This is a genomic window from Flavobacterium tyrosinilyticum (assembly GCF_023656565.1).
Lineage (GTDB): Bacteria > Bacteroidota > Bacteroidia > Flavobacteriales > Flavobacteriaceae > Flavobacterium > Flavobacterium tyrosinilyticum.
The window spans coordinates 818,894-838,060 of record NZ_JAMOKG010000002.1 but is presented as its reverse complement, the minus strand read 5'-3'; the positions used below and the strand labels follow the sequence as shown (position 1 = coordinate 838,060).

At 36.2% G+C, this 19,167-nt stretch carries 8 protein-coding genes; 2 read left to right on the top strand and 6 right to left on the bottom strand.

From position 1 onward, the window contains the following. Positions 1-11: 11 nt before the first annotated feature. Positions 12-524 carry a DUF6913 domain-containing protein gene (locus NCC77_RS11450; RefSeq protein ID WP_250835675.1) on the bottom strand — a complete coding sequence of 171 codons (513 nt, stop codon included), beginning with the start codon at positions 522-524 and terminating at the stop codon, positions 12-14. A 47-nt stretch (positions 525-571) separates the two neighbouring features. Between NCC77_RS11450 and NCC77_RS11445 the strand changes: the two genes are divergently transcribed. Together NCC77_RS11445 and NCC77_RS11440 are read left to right on the top strand one after the other, a co-directional pair. Beyond that, entirely contained in the window at positions 572-1,351 is a 780-nt protein-coding gene (locus NCC77_RS11445; RefSeq protein WP_250835674.1) for a 5'-nucleotidase C-terminal domain-containing protein, read from the top strand. Positions 1,352-1,396: 45 nt separating this feature from the next. Next, a complete protein-coding gene (locus tag NCC77_RS11440; RefSeq protein ID WP_250835673.1) occupies positions 1,397-2,308 on the top strand; it encodes a bifunctional metallophosphatase/5'-nucleotidase in 912 nt (303 codons plus the stop codon). Here the strand turns inward: NCC77_RS11440 and NCC77_RS11435 are convergent. The 5 genes from NCC77_RS11435 to NCC77_RS11415 all read right to left on the bottom strand — a co-directional run bounded on the left by NCC77_RS11435 (position 2,298) and on the right by NCC77_RS11415 (position 18,565). Then, the gene (locus tag NCC77_RS11435; RefSeq protein WP_250835672.1) at positions 2,298-2,987 is read right to left on the bottom strand and encodes a hypothetical protein; all 690 of its coding nucleotides are present in this window, start codon (positions 2,985-2,987) and stop codon (positions 2,298-2,300) included. The two genes, NCC77_RS11440 and NCC77_RS11435, sit on opposite strands and share 11 nt — an antisense overlap. Further along, a complete protein-coding gene (gene ligA, locus NCC77_RS11430; protein WP_250835671.1) occupies positions 2,977-4,980 on the bottom strand; it encodes an NAD-dependent DNA ligase LigA in 2,004 nt (667 codons plus the stop codon). Before ligA ends, NCC77_RS11435 begins: the two co-directional genes overlap by 11 nt. Positions 4,981-5,223: 243 nt before the next feature. Then, on the bottom strand, positions 5,224-7,161 hold the full coding sequence (locus tag NCC77_RS11425; protein WP_250835670.1) for an OmpA family protein: 1,938 nt from the start codon (positions 7,159-7,161) through the stop codon (positions 5,224-5,226). Positions 7,162-7,172: 11 nt separating this feature from the next. Continuing rightward, positions 7,173-8,105 (bottom strand): PorP/SprF family type IX secretion system membrane protein, encoded by a 933-nt coding sequence (locus NCC77_RS11420; protein WP_250835669.1) that lies wholly within the window; start codon positions 8,103-8,105, stop codon positions 7,173-7,175. A 47-nt stretch (positions 8,106-8,152) separates the two neighbouring features. After that, entirely contained in the window at positions 8,153-18,565 is a 10,413-nt protein-coding gene (locus NCC77_RS11415) for an Ig-like domain-containing protein (protein WP_250835668.1), read from the bottom strand. Positions 18,566-19,167 lie beyond the last annotated feature (602 nt).

The following is a 19,167-nucleotide window of genomic DNA, read 5'->3' as shown; positions in this document are numbered from 1 at the left end:
TTATTATTAATTTATTTTATATTTTTTAAATACCTAAACAATTCTGAAACGAATAGTTTATAGCTTCCTAATTCTGTACTAATCATCCAACGATTTAGCCTCTGATCTACAGCAGAAAATCCGACTTTAAATTTAGCTTTTGACTTGCTCGTGATTAACATCAAAATACTATTCTCGACATTATAATAACTCAGCAAAAGATCAAATTCTGAATTCACAAAATCATTCAAGAAACCTTCTGTAATTTCTCCGTTCCAACTGATGTGTTTTTTACCAAAAGTAGGACGAGAATAGGTTTCTTTTTCCTTAAATTTTCCTGTGTACGCAAGAACTTTTATATTTTCTAAAGCAATTCCGTGGAGCGTTAACTCCTTTACTACCGCTTCCGAATACTCAAAATCGCTCTCATCTATCAATAAACCAATTGATTGGATGTTCTTAGTAAATACTTCGTTTTTTTCCTTATTTAAATTATTATTTAATGATTTTTTTACAAAAAATTCCTTTATATAATTCAAAAACATAGTACTTTTACTAGATTACAAAATTAATTATTTAAGTTGCATTTAAAATGGTAAAACTAAAAAAGTATAACGGATTTTTAAAACTTTTTGTTATATTCTTAACACTTTTTTTAATCTCTTCCTGTAGTAAGAATAACTACAATTTAACTAAAATTGAAGGAAAACAACTCCCTGTTACTGAAAAAGCTGCAGAAACTCCTGAAATTGAAAACTTTATTAAGCCTTATCGCGATCACATTAATAAAGATTTGGATAATGTATTGGCTTATTGCCCAGAAACTCTTGACAAAAGCACTGGAAAATGGCAAACTGGCATTGGAAGCTTGATGGCAGATGTTTGTGTACTAAGAGGAAACATTGTTTTTAACGCTCGCGAAAAGAAAGATATCGATTTATGTCTTTTAAATCATGGCGGTATTCGTGCTATTCTTCCAAAAGGAAATGTTACAACTAGATCGGCTTTTGAAATTATGCCTTTTGAAAACAGCTTGGTTGTTCTCGCTTTAAAAGGTGAGCAAATCTCAGAAATTGCTGCTTATATTATTAAGGAGAAAAAACCTCAGCCATTGTCTGGAATGACTTTTACAATTACAAAAGACAATAAGGCAAAAAACATCATGGTGCAAGGCAAACCGCTTGACTTAAACAAAACGTACTATGTTGCTACAAACGATTACTTGGCAAATGGCGGAGACAGCATGACTTTCTTTGCAAAAAGCACTCAAAAGTTTGACTTAAACTACAAGCTTAGAGATGTATTGATTGATTATTTTAAAGAAGTTGACACTGTAGTTGCTCCAAAAAATATCAGAATCACAGAGGAATAAAAATTATAAAAAACAAGCAAAGCATTTCTCCAAAAAATATATAAAATGAAAAGAAGAGAGTTTATCGAAAAAACAGCAGCGAGTACTGCCCTATTAAGTTTAGGATTGTCTTTGAGCAGTTTTGAAAGTAACGAGATTAAGCATTTAACGATTCTACATACTAATGATGTGCATAGCCATATTGACCCTTTTCCTGCTGATGATCCGCGTAATCCTAACAAAGGTGGTGTTTCTCGTCGTGCAGCGTTGATTGAAACTATTCGTAAAGAAAACCCAAATGTACTTTTATTGGATGCTGGTGATATTTTTCAGGGAACGCCATATTTCAATTATTACGGAGGTGAATTAGAATTCAAATTGATGAGTATGATGAAGTATGATGCTTCTACAATTGGAAATCACGATTTTGATAATGGTCTTGACGGATTATATGCACAGCTTCCGCACGCAACTTTTGACTTTATCAACTCTAACTATGATTTTAAAAATACGGTTATGGACGGACATGTGAAACCGTACAAAATCTTTAATAAAAATGGAATTAAGGTTGGTGTTTTTGGTGTTGGAATTGAATTGCAAGGTTTAGTAGATAAAAAATTATATCTAGAAACAGTTTACAATAATCCAGTGGAAGTTGCTCAGGATATGACAAAACTTTTAAAGCAAGAACAAAAATGTGATTTGGTAATTTGTCTTTCGCATTTGGGTTATAAATACAAAGATGATGCAACAAAAATTAGTGATTTGACATTTGCAGAACAAACGCAAGACATTGATTTAATTATTGGAGGACATACGCATACTTTCTTAGACAAACCTACAATTGTAAAAAATAAGGCTGGAAAAGAGGTTCTTGTTAATCAAGTTGGGTGTTACGGAATTAATTTAGGCCGTATCGATTTCTATTTTGATAAAAACAAAGCGCATACAAACCAAAGTGCAACTATTATTGTATAGTCTTTTTTTGAATTCTAGCTTTTTCTAAAAAGTATTCTACCATAAAGAAATAAGCTAGAATTTGAGTTGTATCTCGTATTAAAACTAAAACAATAGAATACGAGAAATATTCATTAAAAATATAGAAGATATCTGAGAAAATGTAGCTTATTGCCATGAGCGACATCAGTAGCGCTATATGTGTTCCCTTTGTGATGTAACTTACAAAACAGAAATAGCTCAAGATACTCAGAACGATTCCGTACACGGTGTATATTACAATAAATTTTCTCATGCTGTCGAGCTGCAGACTCAAAACAGAGATTAACAAATAGACTATAAAAACAACTACAATAGAAATTGGCAGAATATCGCGTTTGGTTAATCTGATTCTTTCGTGCTGTCGAATAAATATAGTGACGATTAAACTATAAACAACTAGAAAACTGAGCACTCCTCCTAATTCAGAGCTTTCAACATCCATTAAATCATAAACTTGTCCAACAAAACAGAATAAAAAAATTAATCCTTCTGTTTTTCCGATTTGAAACTCACTGCTAATTAAATAATAAATAAAAATAGCAGGGAGAACAATCGCTTTTGCATATGTCGCAAAAACATCTTGTTCTGTCCAATCAAAAATGATGGTACAAAACAAGCCGAAAAAGAACAAAATTAATGATGGTTTATTAGGCTTCATTCAATTTGTTTATAAAGTCTTCTTCTGACAATATAGTGATGTTCAGCTTTGTTGCTTTTTCCAGTTTTGCTGGTCCCATATTATCTCCCGCGACTACAAAATCTGTTTTTGCAGAAATTGAGCTTCCTACTTTCCCTCCGTTATCTTCGATAGCCTTCTTTAATTCATCTCTAGAAAATTGGCTAAAGACGCCAGAAACTACAAAAGTTTTTCCTACAAATTTATCAGTAGCATTTGGGTTTATTTTTTCTTCAATTTCAAATTGAATTCCATAACTTTTTAATCGTTCAATAATTTTTCTATTTTCTTCATTTTCGAAGAATTCGATAACACTTCTAGCAATTCTTTCTCCAATTTCATCAACCAAAATTAAATCCATTAAAGAAGCCTGTGCTAAAGCATCTATGTTTTTATAATGTTTGGCTAGTTTTTTGGCAACTGTTTCTCCAACAAAACGAATTCCAAGCGCAAACAATACGCTTTCGAACGGAATTTCTTTTGATTTCTGAACTCCGTTTACCAGATTTTCAGCAGATTTTTGAGCCATTCTTTCCAAATGCAGAATATCCTCAACTTTCAATTCATACAGATCGGCATAATTGTGCACTAGGTTATTTTTGAAAAGCAGCGCCACTGTTTCTCCCCCAAGCCCTTCAATATCCATTGCTTTTCTTGAAATGTAGTGCTGAATTCTTCCAATAATCTGCGGAGGACATCCATAGAAATTAGGACAATAATGATTGGCTTCTCCAACATTTCGAACCAATTCTGTATGGCACTCTGGACAATAAGAAATATAATGTGTTGGTTCTGAATTTTCAGGACGTTTTTCTAAATCTACTGCAATGATTTTCGGAATAATTTCTCCTCCTTTTTCAACAAAAACAGTATCATTTATTCTAATATCTAATTTTTCAATTTGATCAGCATTATGAAGAGAAGCTCTTTTTACAATAGTTCCAGCTAGCTGCACAGGTTCTAGATTGGCAACTGGCGTTATAGCTCCAGTTCTTCCAACTTGATACGAAATTGATTTTAATTTAGTTGAAACTTGTTCTGATTTAAATTTGTAAGCAATTGCCCAACGTGGCGATTTTGCTGTATATCCTAATTCCTCCTGATGCTGAATGCTGTTGACTTTTACAACAACTCCATCTGTTTCATAAGGCAAATTATGACGGTGAACATCCCAATAATCAATGAAGTCAAAAACTTCTTGCATACTATTAACTAGTTTTGCTTCTTTTGGAACTTTAAAGCCCCAGCTTCTAGCTAATTCTAGTCCTTCATATTGCGTTTTAAAAGGCAGATTGTTTCCTGTTACAAAATAAAGTAAGCATTCTAGTGGGCGTTTGGCAACCTCAGCACTGTCTTGTAATTTTAAACTTCCTGAAGCGGTATTTCTTGGGTTTGAATATGGAGTTTCGCCAATTTCTATTAATTCCTGGTTCATTTTTTCAAAACCGGCAAACGGAAGAATAATTTCTCCACGAATGTCAAACTTATCAGGATAATTTCCTTTCAAATGCAACGGAACTGATTTTATGGTTTTTATGTTGCTCGTTACCTCATCTCCTTGAAAACCATCTCCACGCGTTAAGGCCTGAACCAATTTTCCGTTTTCGTACGTAATACTTATTGAGGCTCCATCGTATTTTAGTTCGCAGGTGTATTGCAAGTTTACGTTTCCTAAAACTTTCTGAATGCGGTTTTCCCAGTCTAAAAGATCTTCTTTAGAATAAGAATTATCCAAAGAATACATTCTGTATTGATGCGCTATGGTTTTGAAATTTTTGGTAACAGTTCCTCCTACTCGTTGAGTTGGCGAATTTTCGTCAAAAAACTCTGGATGTTTATTTTCTAAATCCTGAAGTTCTTTTAGCTTAATATCAAAATCATAATCTGAAATTGTAGCATTGTCTAACACATAGTAATTATAGTTGTGCTGATTAAGTTCATTTCGTAATGCTTGAATGGTCTCTTGAATGCTCATAAATAGTAAAATATTGCAGATTATAATAATGTAAAACTGAATATCAAAATTAGAATTTATTTTTGTTCAAATGCAGAAAAAATAAAAGTTTTAAAAAATCAAAAATCAGACTGCAAATACATGCAGTCTGATTTCCTCCTTGTCCATTATTCTTAAAAAAGAATTAAAAAAACCAACTTCCAAATGGTTTCGACGTTTTATATTTTAAACTGAAAATCAATACTTTACAGCACAAATATAGAACTATTTTTGAATAATGATAAAATCTGAACGTCTATTTAGCACATGCTCCTCTTCAGAACATTTTACACCATTTTTACATTTATTAATTAATCGTGTTTCACCATAGCCGATAGCACTTTCGATACGAGAAGCATCTATGCCCTGCGAAAGGATATAATCTCGAGTTGATTTTGCTCTATTATCTGAAAGTTTCAAGTTGTACGAATCCTTTCCGCGTGAATCGGTATGCGATTCAATTTTGATTCTGATGTTTGGAAACTTCTGCATAATGAAGACCACTTTAGACAATTCTTCTACAGCTTTTGGTGTAATGTCATACTTGTCATAATCGAAGTAAATTGGATTTACATCCACTTTTTCAACTCCTTGTTTTTTGACAACTAAGTCATCATAATTGCTCAATTCAAAATTTACATCTTTTATTTCGCCACCATTTTCACCAGTTGTTTCAACTGTTTTATCATCACTACTGTAATTTTGTTTTGCGGCAATCATTTTTACCACTTTGTTGCAAGGAACTTCAATAGCATATTTTCCGTCAAAGTTTGTTTTGGTTTCGCCCAGAACTTCACTAAAAGAGTTGTACGCCATTATCGTAACATCTGTTAAAGGCTTTTTTGTTTTATGATCGATAGCCATTCCAGAAATACTTTGGTTGCAAACTGGTTTTCCTTTTACAAAAGAGTAAATATCATCATCGCCCTTTCCTCCTGCTCTATTTGAAGAAAAGTAGCCATAAGCATCTGTTCTATCAATTATAAAAGAAAAATCGTCTTTATTACTGTTGATAGGTGCTCCAAGATTTCTTGGCGCAGAAAATGTTCCATCGGGTAAAAGTTTACTTTCATAAACATCTAAATCACCCCAGCCATAATGTCCATCAGACGAAAAGTACAAAACTCCATTTTGGTAAAATGGAAACACTTCGTTACCAATCGTATTAATATTTGGCCCTAAATTTTTAGGAGAACTCATGGTTCCGTCGGCCGCAATTTTCACCACGTACAAATCTGTTTCGCCTTGACCTCCAGGCATGTCTGAAGCAAAGAAAAGCAATTGTCCGTCTTCGCTTAATGATGGATGTCCTACAGAATAATCATCGCTATCAAAAAATACTTTCTGAGGATTTTCTAATTTATTATTGACAATTGATCCTTTGACAATCTGAAAATTGTTTACTCTGGCCTCATCAACAACCAATTTATTTTTCTTTACAATATTGGTCGAATAATAAATGGTACTTCCTTTACTATCAAAACTTGCCGTAGCTTCATGATACTTGGTCATTACGTTTGGAAGAAAAACCGTCTCGTTGAATAAACTTCCGTCTGCGGGATTTCTTTCTGCAATGTACAAGTTAAGAAAAGGCTGATTATTCCAGGTATACAATTTCTCACTAAACTTTGTTGTATCACGAGCTGACGTAAATACTACATTATCTTTAAAAAATGTAGCTCCAAAATCTGATTTACTGGTATTAATATCCAAATTTTTAATAGTGTAAAGCGGTTTTGCTTTAGCAACGCTGTCCATATATTTCTTTTGGGCAACATATTTATTAATCTCTACTTTATCACCTTTTTTATCTAGATATTCTTTTGTGATTTTATCTGCCTCATCATAATCCATAACTGCTTTCATAGATTGAATATAACGCAGGTAGTAAATATCAGTCAGATTATTTCCTTGCACTTCATATAGCTTTCTATACCATTTTAATGCATTTCTAGAATCAGAAATAAAATAGTAGGAATCTGCCGCGTTCTTCAAAGTCTGCGCTGATGGATCTTTTATGTTTTGCAAACATTCTTCGTAAGCTTTGGAAGCATCCAAATAAGAGAAGTTTTTAAACAAAGCATCAGCTTTCTTTAAGTTAGTTTTTTGAGCGAAACTAAACGTAACGCTCAAAATTAAACATAGGATATATAGTTTTCTCATAAGTTTTGTTTTTAGAAGAATCGAGGAGATTTAATTTTGCTTTGGTTTTTCACAAATTGATAACGCAAGATGATCTCGTGTGAGCCATCATTGTATTTATTCAATTGGCTTACAGTATAATCAAAAGCATATCCAAGAGAGAAACTTGGTGATATTTGAAAACCTGCCAATATGCTTATCGAATCATCTGTTCGATACGCTCCTCCTATAACAAACTTTTCTTGAATCATGAAATTTGCTGATACATCTGCGGTAAGCGGTGCTCCACTTACGGCTTTTACTAAAAATGCTGGTTTAAATTTCAAATTTGGATTCAAATCAAAAACATATCCCCCCATTAAATAGTAGTGCAAACGATCATAATCTATAGATTCTTTCACATCGTCATAGTAATCATTCTGAATAAAACTTGGAATAGAGAATCCTACATACCATTTTTCTGTATAGTAGTAAATACCAGCTCCTACAGCTAGTTTCATCTGATTGTTAATGTTCTGATTTAACAAAACATCATCATCATCGTAGTATCTTCCTTTAGACCAATCGATGTTTAACATTCTCGTACCAGCTTTTATACCAAAAGCTAATCTTTTTTCATATCCGAGAGGTAATGAATAAGAGAAGTTCCCATCAAGATACAGTTCGTTGGACGGTCCGATTTTATCATTTACAATACTTAGACCTACTCCTAATTTTTCATTTCTAAGAGGAGCATGAATAGAGAAAGACTGTGTTTCTGGAGCTCCAGGCATTCCGACCCATTGAGAACGATATAAAAGTGCTGCTTCTATGGTTCCGGTAGATCCAGCATACGCTGGATTTACCGCCATAGTATTATACATATACTGGGTATATTCGGGATCTTGTTGTGCCGAAGCGCAAACCGTAATAAAAGAACATATTAAAATGAAATATGTTTCTAATGATTTTATATATAGTTTCATAACGATACTTATTTAGTTTAATTAATTAGATGATTAATAGAAGTGGATTATCTCATAATAGACAACCAGCCTTTTTTAACCGTTCCATCTCCAATGGTTATCACATAAAAATAAGTACCTGTTGGCAGCATATCTCCTCTATTAACTACACCGGATACATTTGCTGTACCGTTCCAATCATTTTCATAACGTGTTTTACTATACACTAATGCTCCGTATCTGTTAAATACTTTCAGTTCGTTGTTTGGATAAGACTCAATACAGTCAATTCTGAACAAATCGTTTTTACCATCATTGTTTGGAGTAAACTCATTGTAAACCGTTAGACAAATTGGTTCTAATGTAACCGAAGCTGAATTATTTGATGCATCAACATCTAAAGGAGTCGAAATTTCAACGGTAGCAACGCTAGTGTAGTTTCCGCTTGATAATACTTCTGCAACAACTGTCAATACTACGCTCTGACCTGCCGTTAATGTTGGTATAGTCCAAAGCTGTGTCGCTGGATCGTATGTTCCTGCGGTTGCCGAAGAACTTACCAATTGTAAACCGCTAGGAAGCAAATCACTCACAATAGTATTTATAAAATCTCCTTCACCTACATTGTTTACTGTAATCGTAAACGTTACTTTATCTCCAAAGTTCGGTGTTGGATTATCTACAGTATGCGTAATAGTTAAATCTGAACAGCTTGCAACAGTAACATCTAACGTTTTAATTGTTCTTTCGTCGCAATTATTAACATAAGCTACAGTTACTTTTCCTGGACCAATATCTGACCAAGAAACGGTTACAGAACCATCGTTTGTACCACCGCCTGAAACAATTGTACCTCCATTAATAGTCCATACATAATTAGATTTACCATTTGCAATTGAATACGTTACACCTTTGAATACACAAGGAGTATCATCTGTAGTAGCAAGCTGAACTGCAGAATCATTTTCGAATGCAATTGTAACTCCTAATCTTGGTCCGTTATCACAGCCATTAAATGTATTAGTCAACGAACCTGCATAATAAGTAGTCGCCGTAAGCGGAGTAGTATTTGCTAATGCTGTTCCGCCAGTTGCAGATGCGTACCAAACTACATTTGTTTCGTTTACAAAAATACTAGCCAATGTTGGCAAAGCTGATAAACAGAATGTCTGTGTAGTTCTTGGTGTTGTAATTACGCTTGGCGAATTTACATTTACCGTAACAGCTAATCTAGCTGGGTTTTCGCATCCAATAGCACTTGAAACTGCACCATAATATGTACCTGTAACAAGAGCTGTTGTTGGCGCAATTGCTGTTCCTCCTGTAGCTGTGCTATACCAAACAACATTTGCTTCGTTTACTTGAATATTTGCCACTGTTGGCGAATTTAAAGTACAGAAGTTTTGTGTTGTGTTAGCTGTAGTCGGTGTTGGACTTGGATTAACTAAGGTAACAGTCACCTGAAGACGAGTTGAACTTTCACATCCTGATGGATCAACTATATTTCCGAAATAAACTCCTGAAGTAAGAGCTGTTCCTGCTGGAATTGCTGTTCCTCCTGTCGCTGCTGTAAACCATGTTACATTGTTTTCGTTTACCTGAATATTGGCAATAGTTGGAGCATTTGCAGAACAGAAAGTCTGTACTGTACTATTTGTCGTTGGATTTAATGTATTACCAACTGTTACAGCCACTTGCAATCTGACACTGCTTTCGCAACCTGTTACTGGATCTTTAATTGCTCCGAAATAAGTTGTTGTAGTTAGCGCAGTTGTCGCAGCCAAAGCAGTTCCTCCTGTTTGAGTTGTGTACCAAACTACATTACTTTCATTCACTTGAATATTAGCAACTGTAGGATTTGTACCTGTACAGAAAGTTTGTGCTGTAGCAGTTGTTGTTGGTGTTGCAGGGTCAGTCACATTTACATTAACTGTTAATCTTGAAGCGCTTTCGCATCCTGTTGATGGATCTAAAATTGCTGCAAAATACTGGCCTGTTGTTAAAGCTGTTGCTGATGGAATCAATGTTCCGCCTGTTAAAGCTGTATACCAAACAATATTTGTTTGATTAAACTGAACACTTGCAAAAGTCGGCGCATTAACCAAACAGAAGTTTTGTGTTCCTGCTGTTACTAAAGTTGGCGTTCCTGGATCGTTTACAATTACATCAACTGTTAATCTTGAAGCGCTTTCGCAACCTGTTGTTGGATCTGAAATTGACGCAAAATATTGTCCTGTTGTCAAAGCTGTTGTCGGCGCAATTACTGTCCCGCCTGTTAAAGCTGTGTACCAAACAATGTTAGTTTCATTAGTTTGGATGCTTGCAAACGTAGGAGCATTTGCCAAACAGAAGTTTTGTGTTCCCGCAGTAACCAATGTTGGAGTTCCTGGGTCATTTACAATCACATCAACTGTTAATCTTGTAACGCTTTCGCATCCTGTTGCAGGATCTGAAATTGCTGCAAAATACTGTCCTGTGGTTAAAGCTGTTGTTGATGGAATCAATGTTCCGCCTGTTAAAGCAGTATACCATACAATATTCGCTTGATTAAACTGAACGCTTGCAAATGTCGGAAGGTCTTCTTTACAGAAAGTTTGTGTTCCTGCTGTTACTAAAGTCGGTGTTCCCGGATCACTTACAATTACATCAACTGTCAACCTTGAATTGCTTTCACAGCCTGTTGTTGGATCTGAGATCGCTGCAAAATATTGGCCTGTTGTTAAAGCTGTCGTTGGCGCAATTACTGTTCCGCCTGTTAAAGCTGTATACCAAACAATATTTGTTTGATTAAACTGAACACTTGCAAAAGTCGGTGCATTTACCACACAGAAGTTTTGCGTGCCTGCTGTTACTAAAGTCGGTGTTCCCGGATCGTTTACAATTACATCAACCGTTAATCTTGCAGCGCTTTCGCAGCCTGTTGCTGGATCTGAGATTGCTGCAAAATATTGTCCTGTTGTTAAAGCTGTTGCTGATGGAATCAATGTTCCGCCTGTTAATGCTGTGTACCAAACAATGTTAGTTTCATTAGTTTGGATGCTTGCAAACGTAGGAGCATTTGCCAAACAGAAGTTTTGTGTTCCCGCAGTAACCAATGTTGGAGTTCCTGGGTCATTTACAATCACATCAACTGTTAATCTTGTAGCGCTTTCGCATCCTGTTGCAGGATCTGAAATTGCTGCAAAATACTGTCCTGTGGTTAAAGCTGTTGTTGATGGAATCAATGTTCCGCCTGTTAAAGCCGTATACCAAACAATATTCGCTTGATTAAACTGAACGCTTGCAAATGTTGGAAGGTCTTCTTTACAGAAAGTTTGTGTTCCTGCAGTCACCAATGTTGGTGTTCCCGGATCGCTTACAATTACATCAACTGTTAATCTTGAATTGCTTTCACAACCTGTTGCAGGATCTGAAATTGCCGCAAAATATTGTCCTGTTGTCAGAGCCGTAGTAGATGGAATCAATGTTCCGCCTGTTATAGCTGTGTACCAAACAATATTAGTTTCATTTGTCTGAATGCTGGCAAATGTAGGCTGATCTACCTGACAGAAATTTTGTACTCCTGCTGTTACCAAAGTTGGCGTTCCTGGATCGTTTACAATTACATCAACTGTTAATCGTGAAGCGCTTTCACAACCTGTTGCAGGATCTGAAATTGCTGCAAAATATTGTCCTGTTGTTAAAGCTGTTGCTGATGGAATCAATGTTCCGCCTGTTAGAGCTGTGTACCAAACAATATTAGTTTCATTAGTCTGAATGCTTGCAAATGTCGGAGCATTAGCCAAACAGAAGTTTTGTGTTCCCGCAGTCACCAATGTTGGAGTTCCTGGGTCATTTACAATTACATCAACTGTTAATCTTGTAGCGCTTTCACAACCTGTAGTTGGGTCGGAGATTGCTGCAAAATACTGTCCTGTAGTTAGAGCCGTAGTAGATGGAATTAATGTTCCGCCTGTTAAAGCCGTATACCAAACTATGTTAGTTTCATTCGTCTGGATACTTGCAAATGTTGGAAGGTCTTCTTTACAGAAAGTTTGTGTTCCTGCAGTCACCAATGTTGGTGTTCCCGGATCGCTTACAATTACATCAACTGTCAACCTTGAATTGCTTTCACAACCTGTTGCAGGATCTGAAATCGCTGCAAAATATTGTCCTGTTGTTAGAGCCGTATTAGATGTAATCAACGTTCCGCCTGTTAGAGCTGTGTACCAAACAATATTCGCTTGATTAAACTGAATGCTTGCAAATGTAGGCTGATCTACCTGACAGAAATTTTGGACTCCTGCTGTTACTAATGTAGGTGTTCCTGGATCGTTAACATTTACTGTTACTTCCAATCTCACTGAACTTTCACAGCCTGTAAGTGCATCTGTAGCTGCTCCGTAGTAAATTCTGCTTACTAAAGGAGTAGTTGAAGCAATTACATTTCCACCTATCGCTGCATCATACCAAATAACATTGCTCTCGTTTACTTGAATATTTGCAACTGTAGGATCAGTAGATAAACAGAAATTCTGAGTATCGTTTGTAGTTGTTGGCGTATTTGGATCGCTAACTATAATTACTGCATCTTGTAATGTTCCTGCTAAATTTTCACACGTATTAGTGCTTGAAACCGCTACATAATAGGTGATCGGACTTACTGCTTTTGTTAAACCTGTAGCAGTTAAAATACCAGCTGCATCTATTGCATAAGTTACTCCACCTATAATAGCTCCATTAGTAATTGGTTGCGTTTTTGCAGCGTCTAAATACCAAGTAAATACTGGACTAGTTAATGCTGGTGCAGTCGGAGTTAATGATGCTGATAAACCTGGGCAAACCGTTACATCATCAACCAAAATATCGCTTCCTATTGAAGGAGGCAAAATTGTGAATGTGATTTGTTTTCTATCTGCTGCTGCAGTTTCACACAATTCATCTGAACTCACTCCAACGAAATAAGTATAAGTTCCTGGAGCCAATCCGTTTACTATCAACTGTGCAGTTGTTTCACCAGGAATTAACTGACTCGTTGTTCCATTAAGACTATACCAATGGTATACAGGATTTGTTAAAATAGGTGTTCCGCTTAAACCCGTTGCTAAAGTTACAGTTCCAGAAGCAGAACAAATTGATGTTGCTGTTCCTCCGTTTAATGTAATATCTGTTAAAGCATTTACTGGAGCAGAAGCTTTTACTTCGACAGTAACCTCTCCTCTTGCGTAATTTTCACAACCGTAACGTACTGGTTGTACATAATACTTGTAGATACCTGCAGTTAAATTATCTGGTAACGTAAAGGTTGGTCCGCTAGCCACCAAGTTTCCTCCTGTCTCGGCATCATACCATCGATAGGTCGAACAGGCGACTTCAGGAATCTGGAGTTCAATTTCGCTGCCCGGACAGACCGTAATTTTATTCTGCGGATCTGCTCCAATAACGGTGGTGTTAGCTGTTCTTTCTACAGTATGAACTCTTAAGAAATCTAATACTCCAGCAACACCTCCTAAACGAATTCTAACTCTATCATAAATCTCTGTTGGAGAAGACACTAATACCATTGCCAAAGAATTTCCTGGCAATAATTTTATACTCAATAATGTACTAGTATTTTGAATTGGAGCACCAACTGCCACATTTCCTAAATAACGCTGAATTGAGAATCCTGTAAGCAGATTCACGCTTAAAAGACTGCCTGGTTTTGAAACCACAATTCTTAAAGTATCACTAAGAACAGAAGGTGTTTTAAATTGCACCGTTAAATCTGCTGCTGCTGCAACTCCAACTCCACTATACATTGTAGCAAAAGTTGTTACGTCATTATCAGCAACATTCCAAGCATCACTTACACCTATTAAAGCAGTTGCCGCACCTATAGGAAGGTTTATATCTGTAGCGCCATAAAAAATATCCTGAATATCTCCTGGAGTACAAGTTACAGCAGTAACTGGTTTATTATAATGAGCTTCAAACACTTTTGTATTTTGAGCAAGACTTAAAATTGAAGAAGATACAATACGAATACCATCATAATCTTGCGGACCTGATGCATCTGAAGGAACAAAAGTAAACTCATAAGTATTGTCTCCTGAAATTAGTTTTAATAGCGATCCCGACACAGGCTGCATTGCTCCAATAAGATTACCTCCAATAGTTCCTACTACCGATAAGTTCTCACCAACAGCCAATAAACTATATTCTGAACCTAATTTAACTGTTACAGGAGTACCTTTAGCAATAGGAGTTGCCCAAGTTAAATTCTGCCATGTTGTGCCAATTCCTAAAAGTCCTAAACCAGTAGTAATTGTTGAGAATGTCTGAGGATTTCCATCAATTGCATTTGCATTGTTTGAAACACTCCCAGTAAGTATAAAGCCTTCACTTTCTCCTGATGCATAAACTCGTTCTGTCAAGTTTTGACAGCTAGTAAGATCTATCACATTGATTACCTTAGTTGCAGTAACACTACAAGTTCCTAAAGTTGCAACAGCCGTGTAGGTGTAAACTCCCGGAACATTTAAAGAACCTGTTGTAAATGGAGGACCTGCAAGCGCAACACCTTGTGGATTAAACCATGTTACAGTTCCTGTAGAAGTAGCATTTAATGCAACATCAGCTCCAACATTTACAGATTCTTGCGGATTAGTCACCACTAAAGTTGGTACCGCATTAATTGTTACGGTCACAGATTGTCTAGCTGACGGGCAAGTGCTTGTCGCGCCCTGTGCTTGTATAGAATAAATACCACTTACTGTTACATTTGCAGCAGCATCGGCGGTCATTACATTATTTAAAGGATCATAAAAAGTATAAGTAGCTGCTGAATCAAAATTAGTGATTGCATTAGCCAAATTGGCGGTACCACAGGCTACTAATGGAGTAGTGATAACCGTTAAAGGTGTTGTTGAAGGAAAATTAACCGTTACTAGTTTTAAATCTCCATTCACATTCTCACAAGTACCTCCATTAACTGCAGATATATATAAATTGTAAGGAGAATTTAAAGTTGTTAAACCAGTTAATGAAAGAACACCAGTAATAGGATCTTTTGCAAATGTTATGCTTCCATCTACACTTCCATCTACAATTTCTGTTACTTTATTTTGATCTTTATAATACTTAAACTGAACACCAGCAATATCAGAAGATGGAGTTAAAACTGCCTCTCCAGAACAAGTAGCTTCAACTGGACTTGTAATTACAATATTTGCCGCAGTCGGAATTGGTAAAACATTAACAGTAACCGCTTGGCGCAAGCTGTTAACACAACCTCCTCTTGTTGATTCTAAGTAGTATGTAGTTGTAGTTGTTAATGGAGCTGTTGGAGCTACGCTTACAACATTTCCTAAAGTTGGAGAATCATACCATTGAAAAGTTTCTCCTCCTGTTGAAGTTGCAGATAAATTAGCTGATTGACCAGCACAAATTGGTGCAGTTGCTCCAGTTATTGTGGCATTTGGAAATCTATAAGAAGCTCCATAAATGTTTACAGTAGTCAATAAGCCAACTAATGCTCCCAATCTAATATCCACTCTATCAAATGCAGCAGTTGTTGGGTAACTAACTTTGAATTTGTTTCCTGATAATACCTGCAAGTTCAATAAACTATTGTTTACTGCAAGTCTGCCTGGATTTTCAACTCCTCCTAAAGAAGTTCCTATGCTTACAGATCCCAGCAATGCAATATCAGCAAGACCGCCTGGTAATTCTAATTCAACATCAATGATATCTCCTGCTTGACCAGGTGTTAGAAAATTTAGTTGTTGTTGTATGTATGAATTAAGTACTCCCGCAGTTATAGTCAAAGAAGAAAATGTATTTGGATTTCCATCAACTGCGTTAGGTCCATTTACACCATTACATAGAACACACAATAAGCCCGGGTCAACAGTTATTGCTTGTGTACTTGGTTGAAGACAAGTACTAACTGTATTGGTTACTATTACATTAATAGCAGCTCTTGAAGTGCTTCTACAATCTGATGCCGTACTTACAGCTTCTACATAAAATGTTTTATTTGCTGTTAAAACTGGATTAGGTATATAAGTATTACTACCAGTACCTTGCAAAAGAGTTCCTCCTGTTGGAGCATCATACCATAAATAAGAAACTCCAGGGCTACTTACAACAGACAACTGTACATTCTGGCCTGACTGAATAATAACGCTAGAAGATACAGGGACTGGTGCCGCTGGTCTAGGATTTACATTTACATTTACCGCTGTACGAGCACTTAAACAAGTTCCAATTACTGCTTCAATATAATAAGTAGTTGGAACAGTTAGATTTGGAGTTACAAAAGAAGTTCCTGTAAATACCAAAGTTCCTCCTGTTGCAGCATCATACCAATTATACGTTGTGCCTGCAACTGGAGATTGAATTGTTATCGTTGTCGTTTCTCCACTACATAAATTTGCAGGAACAGTAGAAATCGCCGTTGGAGCCACTGGACTATCGACTGTAACAGCAAAAGGATTTCTTACACTATTAACGCAACCATTACGAGTTAATTCAACATAATAAGTTGTATTAGCTGTCAAGGCTGGAGTTGTAAACGAAGCTGTACTGCTTAATAAATTTCCACCAGTTAAAGCATCATACCATCTAATGGTTTCGCCTAAAGCCAGATTAGCATTTAAAGTTGCTGTTTGTCCACTGCAAATGGCAGTATTTCCAGAAACAACCGAAGCTTTATATCTATAGGCCGCCTGATAAATATCCAGATTAGTTAAAAGACCAAGCACACCTCCTAAACGAACTTCTACACGGTCAAAATTAGCACCAGCCGTAACGCTAGCTCTATATCTAGTACCGCTCAACAACTGCAAAGTAATAAGAGGATTATTAATTGCAACTCTATCATTATTATAAGTTGCACCATTGTAGGTTGCCAAACTAATCACGCTTAACAACTGAACATCTGCTAATCCTCCTGGCAATTCTAAGTCAACATCAACAATATCACCAGCTTTTCCTGGATTTGTAAATTGTAATGTTTGCTGCATAGATCCTAATACATTGGCAGGAACAGTCAGTCTTGTTGCAGTTGCAGGATTTCCGTCTACAGAAAAATTCGGATTTGTAGCATTACACAATAAACATACACCAACTTGAGAAGTTACCTGACTGCTGGCTTCAAGACAACCGCCTAAAGCTGCTGGCTGAACCGTTACTGTAACCGGTACTCTAGTTGCACTAACACAATTTCCGTTTGGGCTTTGTGCTTCAACATAATACGTTTTAGTAGCTGTTAAAATTGGTGTTGTAAAAGTAGCTGTATTTGTGGCAACAGCTGTTCCTCCAGTTGAAGTTTCATACCAGTTTAATTGTGCTCCAATCTCTGTAGTCGATGCATTTAACGTTGCATTCTGACCAGATTGAATAGTCACACTTTGCGTTAAAACTGTCGGTGTTATTGGAACGGCTGTAGAAACAACACTAACTGGCGTACGTGAACTAACACAACTACCAATAGCAGCTTCTACAAAAAATTGAGTTGTTCCTAATGGTACTATTGGAGAATAAGTAGTTCCACTAGCTAAAGCAGGACCACCAGTTGCCGAAGAGTACCAGTTGTAAATTGTTCCTGGAGCAGCATTTACAACCGATAAAGTCGTTTGCTGAGTTGCGCCTGTCGAACAAACCGTTGTTCCAACATTACTAATGGCCGGAATGGCTGGGTTAGACACATTCAAGACCACAGGTACGCGAACATTTCCTTCGCAGCCTGCAGCTCTAGTTATTCCTATATAATATGTTGTATTTGCTGCTAAAGCAGGAGTAGTATACGTATTTCCCACTGCCAAAGCTGTTGTTGAAAATTCAGAACTGTACCAAGCCAACGAAGTACCCGCAGCTGGTGTAGCTGTTAGAGTGGTTGGAACTCCCGCACAAACTGTTTGTGATAAACCTCCAGATACAGTTGGCTGTGCAAATTCTAGCCTAACATCATAGACTCTTAAGCTTACCAAAAGACTTAAAAGTCCACCACCAACCTGAATTTGAATTTGGTTGGTGTCACCCGTAATAGGGAATTTTGCAACAGCAACAGTATTGCCACTTAGCAAATTCAAATTCAAAAGCGGACTATTTAAAGCCACGCTCGAACCTACATTGGTTCCAGAATTTTTAGCTTGAATCGTTGCATTTGACAACAAGGTTAAATCAAGTAATCCGTTGCCCGTACCAAAGTATATCGCAACTTGGTCACCGGCTCTGGCCGTTTGATTTAAGGTCATTGTTTCTTCTGCAAAACATCCAAGTACTGCAACACCATTTGTTAAGGTTGCATAAGTGGATAAGCCAGCGCTATCATAAGCATTGGCAGGACTATTAACATCTACTCCTAAACACAAAAGCCCTCCTCCTGCACTATTTGTCTGAGACACAGGTCTACAAATAGTCTGAGAGAATGCATTGCTGCATATAAAGAATAACGTTAAAAGTCCTAATAATCTCATTTGAGGATTGAGACTACAAAAAGTAAATTTTTTTTTCATAATTTGGAAGATTAGAAAATGGACAATAAAACACCTCTTGCAGTAAGTGCAAGCACCTACGCAATTAAACAATCAGTTAAGAATCAAACAGTTAAAACAAACAATAGTAGCCTATAAAAAAGCTGCTAAATTCTGTTTTAATAAAAAAAATTATGTTGAATTCGGTATATCAAAGTATACCGTAGAACAAATTCTATCTCTGTGAGACAAAATAAGTTCTGCATTTTTAGAGGAAAAATGATTGTAATCAATTTTCCAAGAGGAGTGATTTGTTGCAGGCCTAATTTTCATAATGAAAATTTTAGTTGAAAGTAGAACTGGGGTTCTTTATATATGTTGATTCATTTTTTCAGAAAGTTGATTAGTCTTTTCTAAAATTAACTAGCTGTAAAAAACTAGTTCGAATCTATTTATATCCAATAAAATTATTCTCCCTTATCATTAGCCCGCCAAATGGGGTAATTAAAAGACAGCAAACTAAAAGGTAAGCCTTTTGAAAAAAAATTAAGTATTAGGTAACGATCAAATTTATCGTTGAAACGAAGTAAGCGAAATAGGTTAAAAAATAAAACTAAAACAAAATGTACGATTAAGGTAAATTT

Excerpts from the sequence above, each read along its gene's own strand:
- NCC77_RS11445 (WP_250835674.1), top strand. The coding sequence starts at position 572 with ATGGTAAAACTAAAAAAGTATAACGGATTTTTAAAACTTTTTGTTATA.
- NCC77_RS11440 (WP_250835673.1), top strand. The coding sequence starts at position 1,397 with ATGAAAAGAAGAGAGTTTATCGAAAAAACAGCAGCGAGTACTGCCCTA.
- NCC77_RS11425 (WP_250835670.1), bottom strand. The coding sequence starts at position 7,161 with ATGAGAAAACTATATATCCTATGTTTAATTTTGAGCGTTACGTTTAGT.
- NCC77_RS11420 (WP_250835669.1), bottom strand. The coding sequence starts at position 8,105 with ATGAAACTATATATAAAATCATTAGAAACATATTTCATTTTAATATGT.
- NCC77_RS11435 (WP_250835672.1), bottom strand. The coding sequence starts at position 2,987 with ATGAAGCCTAATAAACCATCATTAATTTTGTTCTTTTTCGGCTTGTTT.
- NCC77_RS11415 (WP_250835668.1), bottom strand. The coding sequence starts at position 18,565 with ATGAAAAAAAAATTTACTTTTTGTAGTCTCAATCCTCAAATGAGATTA.
- ligA (WP_250835671.1), bottom strand. The coding sequence starts at position 4,980 with ATGAGCATTCAAGAGACCATTCAAGCATTACGAAATGAACTTAATCAG.
- NCC77_RS11450 (WP_250835675.1), bottom strand. The coding sequence starts at position 524 with ATGTTTTTGAATTATATAAAGGAATTTTTTGTAAAAAAATCATTAAAT.